A 20,539-nucleotide genomic window follows, 5' to 3' on the forward strand; every position below is an offset into this window, starting at 1 on the left:
TCCTTTCTGCTTATAGGATGCAGATTGGGGCAAATTGTTACAAAAGAGCCATGGAAAAATTTTTCCATGGCTCTTTCTGCCTATAAGGCGCGGATCGTGGATAGAAGAGCGTCGATATCCTCGTCCCGGGTGGACCAGGAGACGCAAAACCGGACAGCGGTATGGGTCGGGTCCGGCTTGGACTGTAAACTAAAGGAGTATCGCTGGGACAGGGCCGCTGCGGCGTGGTCGGGGAGGACAGGAAACTGCAGATTGGTGGGAGAGTTCGCCAGCAGGGGCCAGCCCTTGTCCAAAAAGCCCTGGCGCAGCCGCATGGCTTGGACCACCGCCCTTCTGCCGATATCCAGGTAAAGTCCGTCCTCCAGCAGCGCCTCGAACTGGACGCCCAGCAGCCTGCCTTTGGCCAGCAGCCCGCCGTGCCGCTTGATGAGGTAGCGGAAGTCCTGTTTCAGGGAATCCTGGGTGATGACCACCGCCTCACCAAAGAGCGTGCCCGCCTTAGTGCCCCCCAGATAGAATACGTCACACAGCCGGGCCAGATCGGGCAGGGTTACATCGGAAGCGGCCAAGCCATAGACCAGCCTGGCCCCGTCCACAAACAGGGTCAGATGGTACTGGTCAGCCACCCTGCGGATGTCCTCCAGTTCAGCAACAGAATAGACGGTACCCAGCTCGGTGGGGTGGGACAGATAGATGAGGCCCGGCTGGACCGTGTGTTCGGCGGTGGGGTCGTCATAGTGGCCCTGACAGAACTGGGCGATCTGGTGGGCGGTCAGCTTGCCGTCCTGGCTGGGGATAGTGAGCACCTTGTGACCTGTGGCCTCTACCGCTCCGGACTCATGGACGTTGATGTGGCCAGTCTGGGCACAGATGACGCCCTGATGGGGCCGAAGGGCGGCGGAGATCACGGTGGTATTGGCCTGAGTACCCCCCACCAGGAAGTGGATATGGGCATCGGGAGCCTGGCACAGGTCCCGGAGCAGGGCCCGGGCGCGGTCGCAGTGGGGGTCCGTGCCATAGCCGGGATGCTCCTCCAGATTGGTGTCCACCAAGGCCTGGAGCACCTTGGGGTGAGCCCCGGCGGCGTAGTCACATTCAAAGCGTACCATGGGATTACCTCCTAAAAAGGGGAGGCGGGATGATAGTCCCGCCAGAATATAAGCTCCCCCGCGGAAACCCCGCGGGGGAGCGGCAGATGGAAAACTTCAGCGCAGGATTGCTCCGCAGTCTTGCTCGAGAGTCGCTAAAATAGCCTTCACATCCTCGTCGGCCTCCTCGCTGGTGAGAGAGCGGTCATCCGCCCGGAGGACCAGATTGAAGGCCACAGACTTCTTGCCCTCGGCCACGCCCTTCCCACGGTAGATATCAAAGAGGGAGACCTCCTTCAGCAGACCCTTGGCTCCTCTCCTGATTGCCTGCTCCAGGGCCCCTACGGTAACGGCCTCATCACAGACGACGGCGATATCGCGGGTGACGGCGGGGAACTTGGGCAGAGGGACATACTCCGGATCGGGGCCCTTGGCCAGCATCAGCTCGTCGAAGGACAGTTCCGCACAGTAGAGCTCGGTGTCCACCCCGTAATTCTGGGCCACCAGAGGGTGAATCTGACCGAAGATACCGATACAGTCACTGCCGGACCACACGGTGGCCACCCGGCCGGGGTGCCAGGAGGCGTCGGAGGGAGCGCCGGTGGGCCCCTCGAAGTGGATGTCTACTGCCCGGATCTCCTTCAGAATAGCCTCGACGGCCCCCTTCAGGGTGAAGAAATCCATATCCTCGCCATAGGCGCCCATGGACAGCACCTTGGCCTCATTGGCTAGGCCGTCGTCCTGATTCATCTGGTTCAACGCGCCGGTAAGGGCTTCCGTAAGCCCATTCACTCCCATATTTTCCAGCTTCTCCTTGGAGGCGGCGAGAGCGGGAGAGTCAGGAGAAACAGGGGTGGAGCCAGATTTGGGCAGATAGATCCGGCCCACTTCATACAGCTTGGCAGACTTGTTGCGGAAATTGTAGTTCCGGGTCAGGATCTCCAGCATAGAGGGCAGGGTAGTGGTACGCATAATGGAGGTGTCCTCTCCCAGGGGGTTGAGGATCTTGAAGCTCTTGCGGGCGTGATAGTCGGCGGGCCAGAGTATCTTGTCATAGTAGGTGGGGGAGATAAAGGAGTAAGTGATGATCTCGTCATACCCACAGGCCCGGCATACGGAGCCCAGGGTCTGCTCCAGCTTTTGCTCCGGCGAGTAGCCGCCCCGGGTGGTCTCCCCCCGAACAAGGGTGGAGGGGATCTTGTTGTAGCCGTGGAAGCGGGCTACCTCCTCGGCCAGGTCGGCCATACCCACCACGTCGCCGCGCCAGGACGGGACCGTAACCTGGTCCCCCTCCACCTGGAAGTCCAGCTTTTTCAGAATGGCGGTCATCTCGGCGGCACTGATCTCGGTACCCAGCAGGGCGTTGATCTTGTCCGGCTCCAACGTCAGGATCCGGGGCTGGGGCACGAAGTTGAGGATGTCGATGACGCCGTCCACCACCTCGCCGGCGCCCAGCAGTTCCACCAGCTCACAGGCCCGGTTTACGGCGGGGAGGGTGTTCAGGGGGTCCAGTCCCTTTTCAAACTTGGCGCTGGCCTCGGTGCGCATCCCTAGAGCCAGGGCCCCCTTACGGATGCAGGTGCCGTCAAAGTTGGCCGACTCGAAGACCACGTCCACCGTGTCAGCCACGATCTCGGAGTTCTCACCGCCCATGATGCCCGCCAGGCCAACTGCCCGATGCTCATCGGCGATGACCAGATGGTTGGCGGTCAGCTTGCGTACGTTGCCGTCCAGGGTGGTCAGCTCCTCGCCCTCCTCCGCCCGGCGAACAATGATCTTGCCCCCCTTTACGTAGCGGTAGTCGAAGGCGTGCATAGGCTGGCCGTACTCCAGCATGACATAGTTGGTGATATCCACGATGTTGTTGATGGGGCGCACGCCCATAGCCCGCAGCCGCTCCCGCATCCACTTGGGGGAGGGGGCGATCTTTACGTTTCGCACCATCCGGGCGGTGTACCGAGGGCACAGGTCGGCCGCCGGAGTTTCCACGTCCAGCAGCTCCACCAGGGAACCCTCGGCCCCGCCCTTGACCAAGGGCTGATGGAGGCGCAGGGGCTGGTCAAAGGTGGCGGACACTTCTCTCGCCAAGCCGATGACCGACAGGCAGTCGGGGCGGTTGGGGGTGATCTCAAACTCCACCACATGGTCATCCAGGCCAACGACCGGCTTCAGGTCATCTCCGGGCTTGCAGTCCTCGCGGAGGATAAAGATACCGTCTGGGATGCAGTGGGGGAACTCTGCCTGCTGGGCGTGGAGGTCGGCCAGAGTGCAGATGGAGTCCATCTTAGTGTTATAGGCCACTAAATCTCCTTCATGGAGGTTGGCGCATGCTGTGTCGGGGCAGGCGGTGGAGCCTCCCAGGTCCAGACAGGTGTGGAAGGAGCCGTTGGGCTGGGCGGAGGCCTCCAACACCTTAGCGCACACCACGGGGCCGAATACCTTGTCCCCGGCCTTGATATCGGCGGGGATGGAGGGCTTGTCCTTATCCAGAGGGTGGTAGTCGTTTAGGAGAGCGGCGGCGGTTATGACAGCGTAGGGGAAGTCCCGCTCGTCCAGTCCCAGCTCAGACAGACCGCACATCATGCCGTTGGACACCACGCCGCGCAGCTTGCCCTTCTCGATCTTCTTGCCGCCGGGCAGAGTGGACTTGTGCAGGGCCACAGGGACCAGGTCGCCGGGATGGATGTTCCAGGCGCCGGTGACGATCTGGACGGGCTCGGCCTGCCCCACATCGATCTGGCATACCCACATATGGTCGGAATCGGGGTGGCGCTCCATGGACCGGATCTGGCCCACCACCACGTTGGAAATTTCAGAGCCCAGGTCGTGGGTCAGCTCCACCTTGGAGCCAGACAAGGTCATGGCCTCGGCAAAGTCTTTGTCATTGGCCTCAACGGTGACGAACTCGTTGAGCCATTTGCGAGATAGATTCATATTATAAAACTCCCTTTGTTTGAATTAGGAATGAGGAGTTAGGAATTAGGAATTTTGGGGTCCGGCTGCCGCCGGACGGCCGGGAATCAGGCCGCCGAAAGGGACGCCCCAATTCCTGACTCCTAATTTCTAATTCCTAATTGATTCTTGGAACAGTTAAAATTGCTCTAAGAATCTCACGTCGTTCTCGAAGATGAGCCGCAGGTCGGCAATCTTGAAGCGGCGCATGGCGGTGCGCTCCAGACCCATGCCGAAGGCCCAGCCTGAATACACATTGGGGTCAATGCCCGCCATCTCCAGCACCCGGGGGTGGACCATGCCGGCGCCCAGCAGCTCAATCCAGCCTTCTCCCTTGCAGGTGGGACAGCCTACGCCGCCACACTTGTGGCACTGCACGTCCATTTCACAGGAGGGCTCGGTAAAGGGGAAGTGGTGAGGGCGGAAGCGGGTCTTGGTGCCCTTGCCGTACAGCTGCTCCACCACCGTATTTAGGGTGCCCTTTAGGTCGGCCATGGTGACGCCCTTGTCGATGACCATGCCCTCTACCTGGTGAAACATGGGGGAGTGGGTGGCGTCCACCTCATCTTTACGGTACACACGACCGGGGGCGATGATGCGGATAGGAAGGGGCATGGTGTCCATAGCCCGTACCTGCATGGGACTGGTCTGACTGCGGAGCATCACCCGGCTGTCCTCGTCAAAGTAGAAGGTATCCGACCAGTCCCGACTGGGATGGCCCTCGTCGGCGTTCAGGCGGTCAAAGTTGTATTCGGCCAGCTCCACCTCCGGCCCATCCAGCACGGTAAAGCCCATGCCCACAAAGATGTCCTTGATCTCGTCCAGGGCGATATACATGGGATGCTTGTGGCCCAGCTTGACCGCCTTGCCGGGGATAGTCACATCAAGCGCCTCGTCCCGGAGCTTCTGCTCCAGGGCCTGCTTTTCCAGCTTCCTGGCGGCTGCCTCAATGGCCCCTTCCAGAGCGGCCCGGACCTCGTTGGCCAGCTGGCCCATGGCGGGTCTCTCCTCGGCGGAGAGGGAGCCCATACTCTTCAGCACATTGGTGAGCTCTCCCTTCTTGCCCAGGTACTGAACCCGGAGGGCATCCAGGGCGGCGGGATCGGCGGCCCCCTCGATGGCCGCAAGGGCCTGAGACCGGATGTTCGCTAACTGTTCTTTCATGGATAAAACTCCTTTGTTCGGGGACGATCAGGGAAGATATTGGCTGACCGGAGCCCGCATGGTGATATTATGCCGGGGCATCTGGTACAGCCCCTTACGGATATCGGCAGCGCCGTGCCGGGTGGTGACGGATACGGAGAAATGTTCGGTGAGATAGGCGTCGGACCAGGAATCGGTCTGCCCGTGGGGATAGGCGAAGTAGTCTACCTCTACGCCTACGTTCTCCTCAATGAGGTCGATGCTGGCCTGCAGATCCGGGAAAATGCGCTGGGCGTATTCCTCTGGTGTTTCCTCCTTGATATGCAGGATGCCCCGGGGATCTGCCTCCTTGTGGGAGTCGTAGGTGTGGGAGCCGAACTCCACCAGCCCGGACTGGGCCATCTCTCGGCACATCTCCCAGGTGAGAAAGTCGGGCTTGGTGTCCACGGTCCGGCGGACGATCATAGCGATGGCGGCCTTGGCCTGAAATTCTTGAAGCAGGGGATAGGCAATTTGGTAGTTGCTGGCATAACCGTCGTCAAAGGTGAGCATGACCGCCTTCTCCGGCAGGGGCTCTCCCGCTGCCAGCTCCCGGGGTAGGACCGTGGTATAGCCGTTGTCCGCCAGCCACTGCAGGTCCTCCCGAAAGCGGCTCTCCGTAAGCGTCCAGTCGTTAAGCTCCTCGTCGGTATCAGGCACAAAGTGGTGATACATCAGGATATACAGAGTGTGGTTATCCACGGGCGGCGCCGGCTCCTCCACCACAGGCGGCGGCGTTTCAGCGGGTTCCTCTTGAACAGGAGGTTCGTCTGGCATCGAAGGCTCCACAGGGACAGCAGGGCCTTCAGGCTCATCGGGAGAGGAACTGGGGAACTGATTGACAGAAAGGTCCGGCAGAGTATCGCCGGTGTCGGAGGGCGTGGACTGGTCAGTATCCTCCGTCTCTGGAATAGGGACAGAGGAGCTGACATCAGAACCGGGCAGGGGACTGGGGCCAGCCTTTTGGCAGCCGGCTAGCAGAAGCACACAGGTCAAAGCAGCCAGGATCGGGATAAATCGACGCTTCATGGCACATCACCTCATGTTTCAAAAAACAAAAAGACCTTCCATCCCCAAAATTCAGGGACGAAAGGCCAGCCTTCCGCGGTACCACCCGCATTCGTACACACTTGTACGCGCTCAAAGCCCCGATAACGGTGGGCAGACCGTCCCCCTCTCAGGGGCCGCTCCCAGGCGAACCAAGGGGCCGTTTCCAGGCAGGCTCTCAGCCGGTGACCTACCCTCTCTGACGAACACAGTTCCCCTATTTTCCTGTTCTCCGCAATTTACACTAAAGGTACTTATATCACAAAAGCGCCGGGAATGCAAGTCATCCCGACGAAAAATATGAAAAAGCTGACCCGCAGAGAAAGAGGAGGCCTGAAAAGGGCCGGATGCAGGGCCCCTCGGGAGAACCAAAGAGGAGGGCCGGGCGGGGCGGGCCGCAAGGAGGAGCGGGACAAGATTGAGCCCAATCAAGCAGAGAATAAGCCCCTTCCAGTCCAGGCGCTCCGCGCCGTAGCGACACAGGAGGAGGGAGAGCGGTATCTCTCATGGCGGGACTTCCTTTTTAAAAGAAGTTTCATTCTGTATATACTTCCCTGTAAAGAGGGGGCTGATCCCTTGAGGGCCAGGATAATAAAGCATAAAATCTGAAAAATAAAATTCCTATTAAAAAAGTAGGAAATTAAGGATAGACAAATTCTCCCTCCCGTGATAGAATAAAGACGCCTCAAAGGACAGGCCCTGTTTGGCGGCCCAGTCCAGGGGGCATGATACTGTTTAGACAGACCGGCTCCAGAGCCGGAAACCATAGGAGGGGTTCCCATGCTGGAATTACAGCATATCAGCTATGACGTGGAACAGGACGGCGACAACAAGGGCATCCTGCGCGATATCGATTTGACCATCAGCGAGCGGTTCGTGGCCATCACCGGACCCAACGGAGGGGGGAAATCCACTCTGGCCAAGGTCATCGCCGGCATCCTGACGCCCACCCAGGGGCGCATCCTGCTGGACGGAGAGGATATCACCGGCCTGTCCATCACCGAGCGGGCCCGGAAGGGCATCAGCTTTGCCTTCCAGCAGCCGGTTCGCTTCAAGGGGCTGACGGTGAAGGATCTGATCACCCTGGCCAGCGGAAAGAGCATCGGCGTGCCGGAGGCCTGCAACTATCTTTCAGAGGTGGGCCTGTGCGCCAAGGACTATATCGACCGGGAAGTGGACGCCTCCCTGTCCGGTGGAGAGCTGAAGCGCATTGAGATCGCCATGATTATGGCCCGTTCCACCAAGCTGTCTGTCTTTGACGAGCCGGAGGCGGGCATTGACCTGTGGTCCTTCAGCAACCTCATCCAGGTGTTTGAGCACCTGCATGAGAAGATCAACGGTTCCATCCTCATCATCTCCCATCAGGAGAGGATTTTGAACATCGCTGACCGCATTATCGTCCTGGCGGACGGCCAGGTCCAGCGGGACGGGCCCAGGAAGGATATCCTGCCCTCGCTGCTGGGAGCGGCGCCTGAGGTTTGCAGCGCCCTGACGGACAAGGTGCGGTAAAGGAGGGATTTTTATGGACGCAATCCAAAAGAACCTGCTGGAGCAGGTAGCGGAGCTCCACGGCGTGCCTGAGGGGGCCTATAACATTCGGGCCAACGGGAAGGCGGCTGCCCGGAATACCACTGCCAGCATCGATATTGTTTCCAAGACGGACAAGGACGGCATCGACATCATTATCAAGCCCGGTACCAAAAACCAGTCGGTCCACATCCCGGTGGTCCTCAGTGAGAGCGGCCTGACCGAAACGGTGTATAACGACTTCTTCATCGGGGACGACTGCGACGTGACCATCGTGGCCGGCTGCGGCATCCACAACTGCGGGGTGCAGAACTCGGAGCACTCTGGTATTCATGCCTTCTATGTGGGGAAAAACGCCCGGGTGCGTTATGTGGAGCGCCACTACGGCGAGGGGGACGGACTGGGAGAGAATATCATGAATCCCACCACCATCGTGGAGATGCGGGAGGGCAGCTACATGGAGATGGAGACCACCCAGATCAAGGGAGTGGACTCCACCATCCGCACGACTAAGGCCAAGCTGGGGCCCAATTCCACCCTTATTATCAAGGAGAAGGTGATGACCCACGGCCGCCAACTGGCCAAGTCCGATTTCACAGTGGATCTGGACGGGGAGGGCTGCCACACCAATGTCATCTCCCGGTCTGTGGCCCGGGGCGAGTCCAAGCAGGTGTTCCTGGCCCGCATCAACGGGAACGCCGCCTGCTACGGCCACTCTGAGTGCGATGCCATTATCATGGATCAGGGCGTGGTGTCCGCCATCCCGGAGGTCACCGCCAACTGTCTGGACGCCCAGCTCATCCACGAGGCGGCTATCGGCAAGATCGCCGGAGAGCAGCTCACAAAGCTTATGACCCTTGGCCTGACGGAGAAAGAGGCCGAGGAACAGATCGTCAACGGATTTTTGAAATAAAGATTGAATTCGGGGAGGGCCGGAGGCCCTCCCCCTCTTTTTTTGTCCGGGGAAGTGTGGTAGAATGGGAAAAAATCTGTGACAGGGGAGAGAACTGTGAGGACCGTTTACTTTGACATGGGGGAGCTGAATCGATTTGGCGCGCTGGGGCTCTTAAGCAGCGAGGCGAAGGTCCTTCCCGCCGGGACTGTGATCCACACCGAGCAGGCCAAGGTCCGGAAGGAGCTGCCTCAGTATCAGGAGATGGCGAAGCGGGCCGGGGTGTTCTTTTTCTTTGAGGACGAGGACATTCCCAACGCCCCGTTTTTTACAGTGCCCTATATGGAACTTGTCGCCCGGGACCGGGATGGCGGCTGGTATGGCCGGGCGGAATCCATCGGAGACGGGGTTTACTGCGTCACCCCGGACGGGGCGGTGTTCCTGGTGTCGGAAGGTATGGAGCGATTTTCCGGACGGCTGCTGGCGGGGGAGGAGGTCCGGGAGCTGTGGGAGCCGGCCCTGGAGCTGACGGTATACCCATCGAAGACGGCGGCGGCCCAGGTGGTGGAATTAGTCCCAGTGGAGGAGCTGCTGCCAAAGGGATGGAAGGAGCGGGAAAAATGAGTATGCTTGCCACCACAGAGCAGATGAGGGAATTGGACCGGAGGACCATTGAGGAGCGGGGGATTCCCTCTCTGGAGCTGATGGAGAACGCCGCCCGGGAGGCGGCCCAGGCGGTGGTCGATCTGGTGGGGCCTGTGAAGGAGCCAAGACGGCCGGATGGCGTGATTGGGTCGGCTGTTTCGGTAGCATTTGTTATGATGGAGGACAGCCGGGAGCCCACGCCGGAGGAGCAGCGGGAGATGGAGGCTGTCCGGGCCATCGTGGAGAGCAAAAATACCGACCCCACCCAGAGGATCGCTGTTTTCTGTGGTCCTGGCAACAACGGTGGGGACGGCATTGCCGCCGCCCGCATCCTGCTGGAGGAGGGCTATCGTGTCCGTGCCTTTTTGGTGGGCGGCCGGGAGAAGATGACGCCGGACGCAAAGGCGATGGAGGCCCGTCTGATCGAGGCCGGCGGCGTGCTGGAGCCTCTGGACCTGGAGGACAGGAGGCTGGCGGCCTGGCTGGGGACTTGCGACTGCTATGTGGACGCCCTGTTCGGGGTGGGGCTGAAGCGGCCGCTGGAGGGGGATTTTTTGGCGGCGGTCCAGTGGATGAACGGCCGGCGGGCCCCCGTAGTGTCATGCGACCTGCCCTCCGGAGTGGATGGGGACACTGGGGAGATACTGGGCCAGGCTGTCCAGGCCGAAACTACAGTTACCTTCACCTGCGCCAAGCCGGGGCTCTATTTGGGCGCTGGTGCGGGCTGTGCCGGAGAGGTGCGGGTGGCCCATATCGGCATCCCCCAGGACCTGGTTCACCAGATGATATGGCGGGGCCCGGAGCCAATAGAGCTCCGTCCGGACTATATGCACTGGAATCTCCCCCGCCGGCCGGCAGACGGCCACAAGGGGGACTTTGGAAAGGTGTTTATTTTGGGGGGCAGCGAGGGCTATACCGGAGCTCCTGTGCTGGCCGCCTGTGGGGCGCTGCGCACCGGAGCCGGACTGGTCTATGTGGGAGTGCCCCGAGAGATCTATCCCATTGTGGCTGTCAAGTGCCAGGAGGCCATGGCCTTTCCTCTGCCGGAGGAGTATGATAAACTATTGGAGAAGGCCCGGTCCTGTGATGTGGCTGTGATCGGTCCGGGCCTGGGCCGGCATCCGCGGATGGAGCGGCTGGTGCGCTCCCTGCTATGTGACCTGGAGATACCGGTGGTGCTGGACGCCGATGGCATAAATGCCCTGTCCGGGCATATAGATAGTTTGGACAGACGGCGGGCGACCACGGTCCTGACCCCTCACGCCGGGGAATTTGTCCGGTTGACGGGGTGTGCCCTCCCCATCCAGGACAGGGTGACGGCAGCCCGGACTTTTGCCAAGGATCACCGCTGCACGTTGGTCCTCAAGGGGCGGGGCACTGTCACTGCCGCTCCAGACGGCCGCACCTGGCTCAACGGCACCGGGAATCCCGGCATGGCAAAGGGAGGTTCCGGCGATGTGCTGGCCGGGATGATCGCCGCCCTGCTGGGACAAAAGCACCTTCAGGGACCCCATGCCACGGTGTCGGAAACAACTGCTCTGGCTGTGTGGCTTCATGGGAAGGCCGGGGACAAGTGTGCTCAACGGTTTGGGGAGTACGCTATGCTGCCCTCTGACCTGATTGGGATGCTCCCCGAGGTGCTGAAGGAGAATGAGGAGCGAAAATAAAAGCCTATTCATGACGCTTTGGAGGGAAAACTGTGCGCAAACTTCTGTTTTGCGTACCAATGATGATCCTGCTGCTATCCGCCTGTACCGGCGGAGCGGAAGGGAACGAGGCGGAGGAGCTGGCCTTACAGATCCGGGGGGAGTATCTGGCCATGAGCTCCTGCGCGGGGCAGGCGGCCATTACCGCCGACTACGGGCAGCGGGTGTACCAGTATGAGCTGGCGGTGGCGGTGGACGGCGAGGAGACCACTCTGACCCTGTCCGCTCCGGACACGGTGGCCGGCATCACGGCCCGCGTTACAGGGCAGGATGGACAGCTGGAATATGACGGTCTTTCAGTGGAAACGGGCCCGCTGGACCCGGAGGGGTTGAGTCCTGTGTCCGCCGTCCCCGCCCTGCTGGAAGGGGCCCGGTCAGGCTACATCGTGTCCTGCGCGCTGGAGGAGGACGGCGCCCTGCTCCGTATGGACTGTGGGGACCCGGAGGGAACTCCGGGCACCGGAAGCGAGGTATCCCTGTGGTTCGACACCTCTACCCATGCCCTGTCCAGAGGCGAGATATCGGTGGACGGATTCCGGGCCATTTTATGTGAGTTTACAGATTTTGCTATGTCCTAGGGGAACAGGCCCTTGGGAGAGGAAAATGGGGCGGCAGGCCCTATTTGGATACAAAAGAAGGTATGACCGATGACAGACAGACGGAAGGCCCGCACCTGGGCGGAGATAGATTTGGGGGCCATGGCACACAATTACCGGGCCCTAAAGGCCTTGACCCCGGCGGGCTGCGGATTTTTGGGGCTGGTCAAGGCGGACGCCTATGGCCATGGGGCGGTTCCAGTGGCCCAAAAGCTCCAGGAGCTGGGAGCGGATATGCTGGCGGTGGCCTGTGCAGCCGAGGGGGAGGAGCTGCGGCGGGGCGGTATTGTCCTGCCCATCCTCTGCCTGGGCCAGACGGACCCGGCGCTGGCCCAGGACCTGCTGGACTGGAACATCACCCAGACTGTGGAGGATCTGGAGTCCGCCCAGGCCCTGTCCCGAGTGGCGCTGGCCGCCGGAAAGAGGCTGCGCGTCCACCTGAAGGTGGACACTGGTATGGGACGGCTGGGGTTTCTCTGGGGGGATGGAGAGAACGGTTCCGCCCTGGAGAAGATGACCGCCCTGTGCGCCCTGCCTGGGCTGGAGGTGGAGGGGATGTTCACCCACTTCGCCGCTGCGGATGAGGACGAGACCTACACCGCAGCCCAACTCAGGCGGTTTCTGGAGGCGAAGAAGGCTCTGGAGGACCGGGGGCTTCATTTCGCAATTTACCATTGCGGCGCCAGCGCCGCTGTGTTACACTATGGGCAGAGCCACATGGATATGATTCGTCCCGGCATCGCCCTATACGGCTTCCCGCCTGCGCCGGGGATAGAGGCCCCCGGCCTGATCCCGGTCATGACTCTGAAAAGCCGGGTGGCCGCCGTCCGGCCAATGCCTGCCGGAAGCCCCATCAGCTATGGCTGTACCGCCGTGCTGGAGCGGGATTCCAGGGTAGCTGTCCTGCCGGTCGGTTATGGGGACGGCCTGCCAAGATCCCTGTCCAACAAGCTGCAGGTCCAGATCGGGGACAGGCTGTGCCCCGTCCTTGGACGCATCTGTATGGATATGTGCATGGTGGACGTGACGGACCTGCCCGACGTGGCGCCGGGGGATGTGGCCCGGATCTATGGCCCTGGGCTGACCCAGCGCGCTGCGGATCAGGCTGAGACCATCGTCTATGAATTATTGTGCCAGCTCTCCCGGCGGGTCCCCCGTATCTATTTGGATGGTGGAAGGGAGATCCGTTGAGTTTGGCCCCCAAAATCCACCGGACAGGCTGGCCCGCTGCCTGTCCGGCCCCGTGACCGCCCGGCTCAGACCCACATAGGATGAGTTGGAGCGGCGGAGAGGGGAGGACCTCTCCAGGGTACAAAGGCGCGGCGGGCTTGGTCAAAGCAAAAAATGCTATTTTTTGGCGGAGAGTATAAACCCCGCCGCTCCGTGGGAGAATCATAGTACAGCGTTACATAGGACCCGGTGGGCGCCTGTAACGCGTACTATCTTTCCAGCGGAGTGTGAATGTACGTGGATAACAGCGTGAAGCGAGGCGACATCTTTTACGCCGATCTCAGCCCGGTGGTGGGCAGTGAGCAGGGGGGCGTGCGGCCTGTTCTGATCGTCCAAAACGATACGGGCAACCGTCATAGCCCGACTGTCATCGCCGCGGCCATCACCTCCCAGACAGGGAAGGCCAGACTGCCCACCCATATCTCGGTGGCACCTCTGAGCTGCGGGCTGCCCAAGGAGTCGGTTATCCTTCTGGAGCAGGTGCGGACCCTGGATAAGCGTCGCCTGCGGGAAAAGATGGGCCGACTGGACGAGGGAGTCATGAAGCAGGTGGATACCGCTATCGCGGTCAGCTTCGGGCTGCACCCAGAGACCATGGTGTAAAAGTAAGCGGCTCCGCCTATGGGCGGAGCCTACATAAGACAGCGACAGAGATAGGAGTACTTATCATGAAAAAAAGCAGGAGATGGACCCTGGCGGCGGGAACCGCCATCTTGGCCGCCCTCTGCCTGGGGGCTGGAGTGGTGCTGGCCGCCAACGGGGACCAAAATGACCCTCTGGTTACCATGAGCTATCTGGATGAAACGGTTATTCCTGAGGTGGTGGCCAAGGTGGAGGAGAACACTAAGGTCCGGCAGCAGGAGCTATCCACCCAGCTGGCTGCCCAGATAGCCAAATATCAGCAGGAGATAGAGGCGGCAGGCGGTTCTGCCGGTTCTGGCAGCGCCTCCTATACCCTGGTCACGATGACCAGTGGTCAGACCATGGCTCTGGAGGTAGGCTGCGAGGTCCTTCTCCGGGTGGGATCGGCCACGGTCCAGTCCAATACCAGCCCCGCCCTCATTGATATCTCCACCGGCGGGACCGTGAACAGCGGCGCCTCCCTCACGAAAAACCACCTCTATATGTCCACCATCCCAGACCGTACCCTGAAGGCAGCTGCCAGTGATGTGAAGCTGTTGGTCCGAGGCGGCTGGTCCGTTTCCTGAAATTGTTGAATAAGTGAGAAAGCCGCGGCCCACGGGCCGCGGCTTTCTCACTTATTGAGGTGACTGAGACTTTTTGGGCCAGATGCCCTTGACTGCTAGGACAAAGACAGAGGCGTGGAAGATGTTGATTGCGACCCACCCCACTCCGGTGGCCAGAGCCACCGCATCCAGCCCCATGGCCCCTACCAGCAGATAGGTCCCGGCTACCCGCATGGCGATCTGAATGGTGGTGCCCCAGAAGGTAATGTTCATCCGTCCCACGCCCCGGTACCAGCCGACCCAGGCGTGACCGGTGAAGGACAGGAAATAGAACCAGCTGATGTACTTCAAATAAGAGATACATAGCTCCATCCCTTCCGCCTTGCCGCCCAGGAATAGGGCAGACAGGGGATAGGCGCCCAGATTTATTGTCAGGGAGAAGAAAAGACCCATGGTCAAAAGGGTAAAAATCCCCCATCTAAATCCCTGATAGGTGCGGAGTTCCTGGCAGGCACCCCGGTTCTGGGCCACAAAGATTGCGATGGACTCACATCCACTTATGCCGAAGGCCTGAATGAAGTTCTCCACACGGGTGGCGGCGGTGAAGGCGGAGATGGGAGCGGTACTTACCAGGCTGATGCCGTTGACTGCACTCTGGATGATGAGCTTGCCCAGGTAGAGACTGGACTGTTGGAGGGCCGCCACAGCGGCATAGCTGCTGGTCAGCCGGACCAACTGGCGGTCCATTCTCATATCTCCCCGATGAATCGTAAGAAAGGCACGCCGTTTGCGAATGTAGAGGAAGCATAGCAGGGTGGACAGCAGCTGGGCGGAAGCGGTGGCCAGAGCGGTCCCCTGAATGCCCATGTCAAGCACCGCCACCAGCAGCCAGGCGCAGACTAGGTTGTATCCAAGGGAGGCGAGAAGAAAGTACAGGGCGGCCTGGGTGTCTCCCACAGCCCGGAGGGTGGCGGCCAGATAGTTATAGGTGAAGGTGAATACCATGCCAATTAGAATAATGCGCAGATAGGAGGACACATCTCCCATCAGCTCCGCTGGAGTCTGGATGACGCCCAGTAACTGGGGCAGGAAAATCTGGCCCAACAGGACGGCACCCAGGGTACATCCGCCGATGAGGACGGCGGACACATAGAGCTGCTGCCGCAGACGGGGGAAGTTTTCCTCGCCGTAAAACTGAGCGATCAGGACGGAAGCGCCCATACAGGCCCCGGTGATGACGTAGATAAACAGGTTCATTACGCTCTCGGCTACCCCTAGGGCGGCAAAGGCACTGTCCCCGATGTAGTAGGTCACCACCAGAGAATTGATGATGTTGTACAGCTGCTGGAGCACGTTGGCGGCCAATAGAGGCAGACAGAGCCGGACCAGCTGGGGCATAATAGGGCCAGAGGTAAGATGTATTTCTCGTGACACCCGAAAGCGCCTCCTGTTGTCAATCGTTCTTCGCATACTACTATACGGCAAAATACAAAATTTGTAAAATAAAAAATTTTACCCCAAAAGATAGGGAAGGAATGACAACGGAAAAGGAGGGAAATACTGTCAACAGACAGAAAGAGGCAGGATATGACAGAGGGCCTGTCCTATAATCAAACCATCTGGGACATAGGGGCGGCCGTCTGCCTTCCCCTGGAAAGGAGCCACAAGAAATGCCTGTGAACTGCACTGAAGAGGAGCGCCGGCTGACCGCGGCGGTGACGGGAGAGCTGGATCACCATGGGGCCAAAGCGGTGATGGAGGAGCTGGACCGGAGGATCGACGCCGCACTGCCCAGGGAACTGACTCTGGACCTGGGAGGGTTGACCTTTACCGACAGCTCCGGCATCGCCGTGCTGCTGCGGGCACACCGCCGGATGGGCCAGGTGAGAGGAGCCATGCGGGTGATCAACACGCCGGGGCAGGCGGAAAAGGTGTTCCGGGCCGCCGGCCTCCAGCGTATCATCCGATTTGAATAGAGGGGGCGGCCCGCCCTGCACGAAGGAGGACCTACATAATATGAAAATTGAAAATCATGTGAATCTGGAATTTCCCAGCCGCTCCGCCAACGAGGGCTTCGCGCGGGCGGCGGCGGCCTGCTTCGCCGCCCAGCTTGACCCCACGCTGGAGGAGGTCAACGACGTGAAGACCGCGGTCAGCGAGGCGGTGACCAACGCCATCGTCCACGCCTATCCAGACACCATTGGCAAAATCGCCATGAAGCTGCGTCTGCGGGAGGATCACAGCTTGGAAATCGTCATCCGGGACTGGGGAGTGGGGATCGCTGATGTGGACCAGGCCAGGACACCACTGTTTACCACAGGGAACGAGGAGCGGTCCGGAATGGGCTTCACCATTATGGAGAGCTTTATGGACACGCTGAAGGTCCGCTCTGCCCCCGGTAAGGGGACCACTGTGACCATGCGGCGGAAGATCGCCCGCCGGGCTGGGCGGTGAGCGGCACTCTCTCCGACCTGGATCTGCTGGAAGCGGCCCGAAATGGGGACAGCCGGGCCTGTGAACAGGTGCTGGAGGAGAACAACGGTCTGATCTGGAGCGTAGTTCGGCGGTATTACGGCCGAGGTGTGGAGCCGGACGACCTATATCAGTTGGGGTGCCTGGGCTTTCTGAAGGCGGTCCGCGGCTTTGACCAGTCCTATGGCACTCAGTTTTCTACCTACGCGGTCCCCAAGATCGCCGGAGAGATCCGGAGATTCCTTCGGGATGACGGGCCGGTGAAGGTGAGCCGGGGGCTGAAGGAGCGGGGGATGTCAGTCCGGAATGCCAGGAGTAAGCTTTCCACCCGACTGGGCCGGGAGCCAACCCTGTCTGAATTGGCCCAGGACACCGGGTTGTCCCCGGAGGAGATTGCCTCGGCGGAGACCGCGGCGGAACCTGTTATCTCCCTTCAGGCGGAAACCGGAGATGGGGGATTGACCCTGGAGGGCCTGCTTACTGCCGGAGGCGAAGAGGAAGGGCTGGTGGAGCGGCTCACACTCCGCACTGCCCTTTCCACCCTGCCGGAGCGGGAACAGCAGGTGCTGCTGCTGCGGTACTACCGAGGAATGACCCAGGTTCAGACGGCGCGGGTGTTGGGCGTGTCTCAGGTCCAGGTATCCCGGTTGGAGCGTCGGGCGCTGGACCGCCTACGTCAGGAATTGGTCCCATAAAAAGGAAAAATGACCCAGGCCCAAAGGCCTGGGTCATTTTTTGAAAAAGAGAGGACAGTCCCAGGGAGAGGAGGGACTGTCCAAAAGGGTTTGGCCGGATAGGGGATGAAAAGGAGAGAAGAAGATCATCCCAAGGCCAAATAAGGGAAGAATTGTCCGGCAAAGTGGGAGAGGGGAGCGCCGGACATCAAGCTAGATAACGAAGCAGCTGGCCGGGCTGATCGATGTGATAGAACATCAGACCGGCCATATCTTCTCTGCTGTCCACATTTCGCATGCCAATCACGGCGTGGTCACGGCTTTTCTTGGCGGGCTTGCCGACCAGCTCACCGAAGCGAAGGCTGCCGAAGCCATCTTCGTGGGATTGAACGGCGGTCTTGATCCCTTTGACCAGGGGGAGGTACATCACCTCACCCTTGACCAAGGCGATGATGCGGAAATTGGTGATGGCATAGAGCGTGTTCTTTTCCAGGCACTTTTTATCCATGAAGGGCCGAGCGGAGAGGGCCACAGGTAGAAACAGGGCTACGATGGCCATAATAAGGACATCGGTGAAGGAGCGGGTGCCAGTAATAGAGCTGAAGACCATCAGGACAATGACTGCTGCCAGAACCAGGGCGGAAACGATCCAGGTGAGCAGAATCGAATTTTTGCTGTCGTGATCGAACAGGGAGAAGGGCTTGGGGCGGCCAGACCAGCGGACTTCTTCTCCTTCCCAGAGGATGTTTTTCAAACGGGTGTCCATGATGTACATTGCCTCCTTGTGTTGTTTGTATCCTGATTATAGCAGAGAAGAAATTAAATGGGTGTTAACGAAAAGGAGGTCCAGATTAAAAAGTTGACAAGGAGGCATTTACGCCTCTCCGGCAATAAAAAAAACCCGGTCCCATACTGTGAAACCGGGGGCCCAATATTAGGTGGACAGCCGGCTTTGGCGGAAGCGGCTGTCCGTGTGTGCTGGCTGACAGACCGCTTTCGGGAGAGAGAAAGGGGCGTCAGCCGGAGAGAGAAAGGGTCCGGGAAAAGTGAGGAAACCCGGATGATGCGGGCAGAGAAGTATTCACTGTCTGCCTTCGCGTGGGAATAGCTCCTACCTGTATTATAGCATCGGGGGAGTGAAATGGGTGTAAATGAAAGAAAGGAAGATGTAAAGAAACCGTTAATCACCGTCGGGGGACAAAAACAGCTCCGGAGGGAGAGACCCGCTCCGGGGCTGCTCTAAGGTCTGCCTGCTCTGCTGGTGGGGTCAATCCTCCAGCATACGGTAGCCAATGCCAAGCTCGGTGTGGATATATTTGGGCTTGGAGGGATCCTCCTTTAGCTTTCGGCGGATATTGGCCATGTTGACCCGCAGAATCTGATTGTTATTGTTGCCGCCGTAGGGCCCCCAGACGTGCTCCAAAATAAAATCGTAGGTGAGCACCTTCCCGGCGTGAATGCACAGCAGCTCCAAAATCTTGAATTCATTTTGGGTGAAGTGGATCTGCTCTCCTGCTAACAGCACCTGGTGCTTCGTGATATCCACCACAAGGTCCTGGACCTGATACACGTCCCTCTGGGCGCCCTGGGACATCTTCAAACGATCCGCCCGGCGGAGCGTGGTGCGGATACGGGCCAGCAGCTCGGACACGCCGAAGGGCTTTACCACATAATCATCCGCCCCCATGTCCAGAGCGCGAACCTTCTCCGACTCGCGGTCACGGGCGGAGATGATGATGACAGGGACCTCTCGGGGCAGGTCGCTGAGCTGTTCCAGCACCTCCAGCCCGTCCATATCGGGCAGTCCCAGGTCCAGCAGGACCAGGTCGGGGCTGTGGGAGAAGAACAGGGAAAGCCCCTCCTTGCCGCTGGAGGCGGGGATGGCCTTATAGTCATTGGCGGCCAGCGCGCGGCAGATAAAGTTGCTGATGGCGTGCTCGTCCTCGATGACCAGGATCAGTCGTTTTTCATTCATGGTCAGACTCCTTCATGGGGAGGCCGAAGCGGATCACCGCTCCGCCCTCCGGGGCGTTGCCCGCGGCAAAAAAGCCGTTGTGGGCCTTGATGATGCTTTGACAGACAGACAGACCAATGCCCATCCCGCGGGTGGAATCCCCGTTCAGATCTCGGGACAGAGGCCGGCCAGACTGGACGGCCTGACACACCTCCGGGGGCAGTCCTTTGCCGTGGTCCCGGACCTCCACCACTGCCCACTCGTCCTGACGGAACAGATTGAGCAGGATGCCGGACTGGCTGCCGGAGTGGCGGACCGCGTTCTCCAGCAGGTTGACCATCACCTGCTTGATGAGCATGGGCTCCATAGGTAGGTATAAGATATCCTCGGACAGCTCCAGATCCACATGACAGTTGGGGAACCGGCGCCGGGTGGTCAGAATGGCGTCCCCCGCCACCTCCTCCAGCATCTCCTCCCGCTTTTTCAGGGGTATGGTGCCGTCTTGAATTCGGGTGACGGACAGCAGATTTTCCACCATGACGATCAGAGCATCAGCGTCTGCCTTGATATCGTTGGCAAGGGAGGCGTTTTTTTCTGACCGGAGGATGTCCTCGCTGGACAGAAGGACAGAGGCGGCGCCGGAGATGGCGGTCAGAGGGGTGCGCAGATCATGGGACACGGCCCGGAGGATGTTGCCCCGGATCGTCTCCCTGGCGGACTGTAACTGGATGGCCGCTTTTTCTGCGTTGAGCTTTTCATTCATCTCATAGAGGGTCTTGGTGTTCTTTTCCCGGCGGACAGCCTCAATGGCCTGCTGCTTGACCCGGGAAGTAAGGGCGCACACGATACAGGAGATAGCCACCATGGACAGCATGGCAACCGGGTAACCCGTATGGCTCAAGGAAAAGGCGGAATAGGGGACCATAAAAAAGTAGTTGATGCAGAAGGTCCCTATGATGGAGGCGGTGATCCCATAGGCATAGCCGGTGGTAAAAAAGGAGATGCACACCACTGCCAACACGAATACCAGGGCGGAATTGTTTTCCCCGCCAGTGTGGGAGATCAGAATGCCGCTGGTCCAGTAGGCGGCGTACAGCAGAAGAGCAGTGGTTAGGATATCCCGGGGGACCGAAGGTATTCGGTGGACCAACTGGTCCATATAGCCAAAGAGGGCTTTGCATCGCTGCGTCAGGGCGGACATGTCCATTCTCTCTCCTTCCGGGACCCTGCCGCCACAGAGGAGCGGAGGCATTGGGCAAAAATATTATATCAAACCTGGCCCGAACCGTAAAGTACAGACACTGTAAAAAAGCCGAAGAAAAATCCGGATGAAAAAAGACGGCGATTTCTTGTATCTGGGGAGGAAAAATGATATAATAATACGATT

The 20,539-nt window shown here is 59.8% G+C and carries 20 protein-coding genes; 12 read left to right on the forward strand and 8 right to left on the reverse strand.

What is annotated here, in order from left to right; genetic code table 11:
• Positions 1-80: 80 nt before the first annotated feature.
• The 4 genes from H8S11_RS12145 to H8S11_RS12160 form a co-directional block, all read right to left on the reverse strand.
• Complete coding sequence (locus tag H8S11_RS12145) at positions 81-1,109, reverse strand: threonine aldolase family protein (protein ID WP_186853299.1); 1,029 nt, start codon at positions 1,107-1,109, stop codon at positions 81-83.
• Positions 1,110-1,205: 96 nt separating this feature from the next.
• The gene (pheT, locus tag H8S11_RS12150; protein WP_186853300.1) at positions 1,206-4,022 is read right to left on the reverse strand and encodes a phenylalanine--tRNA ligase subunit beta; all 2,817 of its coding nucleotides are present in this window, start codon (positions 4,020-4,022) and stop codon (positions 1,206-1,208) included.
• A gap of 156 nt (positions 4,023-4,178) precedes the next feature.
• Entirely contained in the window at positions 4,179-5,204 is a 1,026-nt protein-coding gene (gene pheS, locus H8S11_RS12155) for a phenylalanine--tRNA ligase subunit alpha (protein WP_186853301.1), read from the reverse strand.
• A gap of 27 nt (positions 5,205-5,231) precedes the next feature.
• On the reverse strand, positions 5,232-6,251 hold the full coding sequence (locus H8S11_RS12160; RefSeq protein WP_186853302.1) for a polysaccharide deacetylase family protein: 1,020 nt from the start codon (positions 6,249-6,251) through the stop codon (positions 5,232-5,234).
• A 318-nt stretch (positions 6,252-6,569) separates the two neighbouring features.
• Between H8S11_RS12160 and H8S11_RS12165 the strand changes: the two genes are divergently transcribed.
• The 9 genes from H8S11_RS12165 (at position 6,570) to H8S11_RS12205 (ending at position 14,073) form a co-directional block, all read left to right on the forward strand.
• Positions 6,570-6,878 carry a hypothetical protein gene (locus H8S11_RS12165; protein ID WP_186853303.1) on the forward strand — a complete coding sequence of 103 codons (309 nt, stop codon included), beginning with the start codon at positions 6,570-6,572 and terminating at the stop codon, positions 6,876-6,878.
• Positions 6,879-7,049: 171 nt separating this feature from the next.
• Positions 7,050-7,778 carry an ABC transporter ATP-binding protein gene (locus tag H8S11_RS12170; RefSeq protein WP_147570908.1) on the forward strand — a complete coding sequence of 243 codons (729 nt, stop codon included), beginning with the start codon at positions 7,050-7,052 and terminating at the stop codon, positions 7,776-7,778.
• A 13-nt stretch (positions 7,779-7,791) separates the two neighbouring features.
• Positions 7,792-8,709, forward strand: coding sequence for a SufB/SufD family protein (locus H8S11_RS12175; RefSeq protein WP_147570907.1), 918 nt, complete (start codon positions 7,792-7,794; stop codon positions 8,707-8,709).
• A gap of 96 nt (positions 8,710-8,805) precedes the next feature.
• On the forward strand, positions 8,806-9,312 hold the full coding sequence (locus H8S11_RS12180; RefSeq protein WP_186853304.1) for a hypothetical protein: 507 nt from the start codon (positions 8,806-8,808) through the stop codon (positions 9,310-9,312).
• On the forward strand, positions 9,309-11,000 hold the full coding sequence (locus tag H8S11_RS12185) for an NAD(P)H-hydrate dehydratase (protein ID WP_186853305.1): 1,692 nt from the start codon (positions 9,309-9,311) through the stop codon (positions 10,998-11,000). The genes H8S11_RS12180 and H8S11_RS12185 overlap by 4 nt, the downstream gene beginning before the upstream one ends.
• A gap of 59 nt (positions 11,001-11,059) precedes the next feature.
• Positions 11,060-11,617, forward strand: a complete 558-nt coding sequence (locus tag H8S11_RS12190) for a hypothetical protein (RefSeq protein WP_186853306.1) — start codon at positions 11,060-11,062, stop codon at positions 11,615-11,617.
• Between the two features lie 69 nt (positions 11,618-11,686).
• Positions 11,687-12,826: an alanine racemase gene (alr, locus tag H8S11_RS12195; RefSeq protein WP_147570903.1), complete on the forward strand. Its 1,140-nt coding sequence runs from the start codon at positions 11,687-11,689 to the stop codon at positions 12,824-12,826.
• A gap of 276 nt (positions 12,827-13,102) precedes the next feature.
• Complete coding sequence (locus H8S11_RS12200) at positions 13,103-13,468, forward strand: type II toxin-antitoxin system PemK/MazF family toxin (RefSeq protein WP_317246521.1); 366 nt, start codon at positions 13,103-13,105, stop codon at positions 13,466-13,468.
• Between the two features lie 65 nt (positions 13,469-13,533).
• Entirely contained in the window at positions 13,534-14,073 is a 540-nt protein-coding gene (locus tag H8S11_RS12205; protein WP_147570901.1) for a hypothetical protein, read from the forward strand.
• Between the two features lie 51 nt (positions 14,074-14,124).
• Here the strand turns inward: H8S11_RS12205 and H8S11_RS12210 are convergent, their stop codons facing one another.
• Positions 14,125-15,486 (reverse strand): MATE family efflux transporter, encoded by a 1,362-nt coding sequence (locus tag H8S11_RS12210; protein ID WP_186853307.1) that lies wholly within the window; start codon positions 15,484-15,486, stop codon positions 14,125-14,127.
• A 236-nt stretch (positions 15,487-15,722) separates the two neighbouring features.
• Between H8S11_RS12210 and H8S11_RS12215 the strand changes: the two genes are divergently transcribed.
• Genes H8S11_RS12215 through H8S11_RS12225 form a run of 3 tightly spaced genes read left to right on the forward strand, consistent with a single transcriptional unit; the run spans position 15,723 to position 17,219 of the window.
• Positions 15,723-16,028 (forward strand): STAS domain-containing protein, encoded by a 306-nt coding sequence (locus H8S11_RS12215; protein ID WP_147570899.1) that lies wholly within the window; start codon positions 15,723-15,725, stop codon positions 16,026-16,028.
• 40 nt (positions 16,029-16,068) lie between these two features.
• Positions 16,069-16,506: an anti-sigma F factor gene (gene spoIIAB / locus H8S11_RS12220; protein ID WP_147570898.1), complete on the forward strand. Its 438-nt coding sequence runs from the start codon at positions 16,069-16,071 to the stop codon at positions 16,504-16,506.
• Entirely contained in the window at positions 16,503-17,219 is a 717-nt protein-coding gene (locus H8S11_RS12225; RefSeq protein ID WP_186853308.1) for a sigma-70 family RNA polymerase sigma factor, read from the forward strand. Before spoIIAB ends, H8S11_RS12225 begins: the two co-directional genes overlap by 4 nt.
• 187 nt (positions 17,220-17,406) lie before the next feature.
• On the opposite strand, the gene H8S11_RS12230 is transcribed toward H8S11_RS12225, so the two are convergent.
• From H8S11_RS12230 to H8S11_RS12240, 3 genes are all read right to left on the reverse strand, one after another.
• Positions 17,407-17,964 (reverse strand): hypothetical protein, encoded by a 558-nt coding sequence (locus tag H8S11_RS12230; protein ID WP_147570896.1) that lies wholly within the window; start codon positions 17,962-17,964, stop codon positions 17,407-17,409.
• A gap of 501 nt (positions 17,965-18,465) precedes the next feature.
• Complete coding sequence (locus H8S11_RS12235) at positions 18,466-19,173, reverse strand: response regulator transcription factor (protein ID WP_147570895.1); 708 nt, start codon at positions 19,171-19,173, stop codon at positions 18,466-18,468.
• Positions 19,166-20,353, reverse strand: a complete 1,188-nt coding sequence (locus H8S11_RS12240) for a sensor histidine kinase (protein WP_186853309.1) — start codon at positions 20,351-20,353, stop codon at positions 19,166-19,168. Before H8S11_RS12240 ends, H8S11_RS12235 begins: the two co-directional genes overlap by 8 nt.
• Positions 20,354-20,539: the final 186 nt, after the last annotated feature.

Source organism: Flintibacter hominis, assembly GCF_014287965.1.
GTDB lineage: Bacteria > Bacillota > Clostridia > Oscillospirales > Oscillospiraceae > Lawsonibacter > Lawsonibacter aceti.

Excerpts from the sequence above, each read along its gene's own strand:
- H8S11_RS12145 (WP_186853299.1), bottom strand. The coding sequence starts at position 1,109 with ATGGTACGCTTTGAATGTGACTACGCCGCCGGGGCTCACCCCAAGGTG.
- pheT (WP_186853300.1), bottom strand. The coding sequence starts at position 4,022 with ATGAATCTATCTCGCAAATGGCTCAACGAGTTCGTCACCGTTGAGGCC.
- pheS (WP_186853301.1), bottom strand. The coding sequence starts at position 5,204 with ATGAAAGAACAGTTAGCGAACATCCGGTCTCAGGCCCTTGCGGCCATC.
- H8S11_RS12160 (WP_186853302.1), bottom strand. The coding sequence starts at position 6,251 with ATGAAGCGTCGATTTATCCCGATCCTGGCTGCTTTGACCTGTGTGCTT.
- H8S11_RS12165 (WP_186853303.1), top strand. The coding sequence starts at position 6,570 with ATGAAAAAGCTGACCCGCAGAGAAAGAGGAGGCCTGAAAAGGGCCGGA.
- H8S11_RS12170 (WP_147570908.1), top strand. The coding sequence starts at position 7,050 with ATGCTGGAATTACAGCATATCAGCTATGACGTGGAACAGGACGGCGAC.
- H8S11_RS12175 (WP_147570907.1), top strand. The coding sequence starts at position 7,792 with ATGGACGCAATCCAAAAGAACCTGCTGGAGCAGGTAGCGGAGCTCCAC.
- H8S11_RS12185 (WP_186853305.1), top strand. The coding sequence starts at position 9,309 with ATGAGTATGCTTGCCACCACAGAGCAGATGAGGGAATTGGACCGGAGG.
- H8S11_RS12190 (WP_186853306.1), top strand. The coding sequence starts at position 11,060 with ATGATGATCCTGCTGCTATCCGCCTGTACCGGCGGAGCGGAAGGGAAC.
- alr (WP_147570903.1), top strand. The coding sequence starts at position 11,687 with ATGACAGACAGACGGAAGGCCCGCACCTGGGCGGAGATAGATTTGGGG.
- H8S11_RS12205 (WP_147570901.1), top strand. The coding sequence starts at position 13,534 with ATGAAAAAAAGCAGGAGATGGACCCTGGCGGCGGGAACCGCCATCTTG.
- H8S11_RS12215 (WP_147570899.1), top strand. The coding sequence starts at position 15,723 with ATGCCTGTGAACTGCACTGAAGAGGAGCGCCGGCTGACCGCGGCGGTG.
- spoIIAB (WP_147570898.1), top strand. The coding sequence starts at position 16,069 with ATGAAAATTGAAAATCATGTGAATCTGGAATTTCCCAGCCGCTCCGCC.
- H8S11_RS12230 (WP_147570896.1), bottom strand. The coding sequence starts at position 17,964 with ATGGACACCCGTTTGAAAAACATCCTCTGGGAAGGAGAAGAAGTCCGC.
- H8S11_RS12235 (WP_147570895.1), bottom strand. The coding sequence starts at position 19,173 with ATGAATGAAAAACGACTGATCCTGGTCATCGAGGACGAGCACGCCATC.
- H8S11_RS12240 (WP_186853309.1), bottom strand. The coding sequence starts at position 20,353 with ATGTCCGCCCTGACGCAGCGATGCAAAGCCCTCTTTGGCTATATGGAC.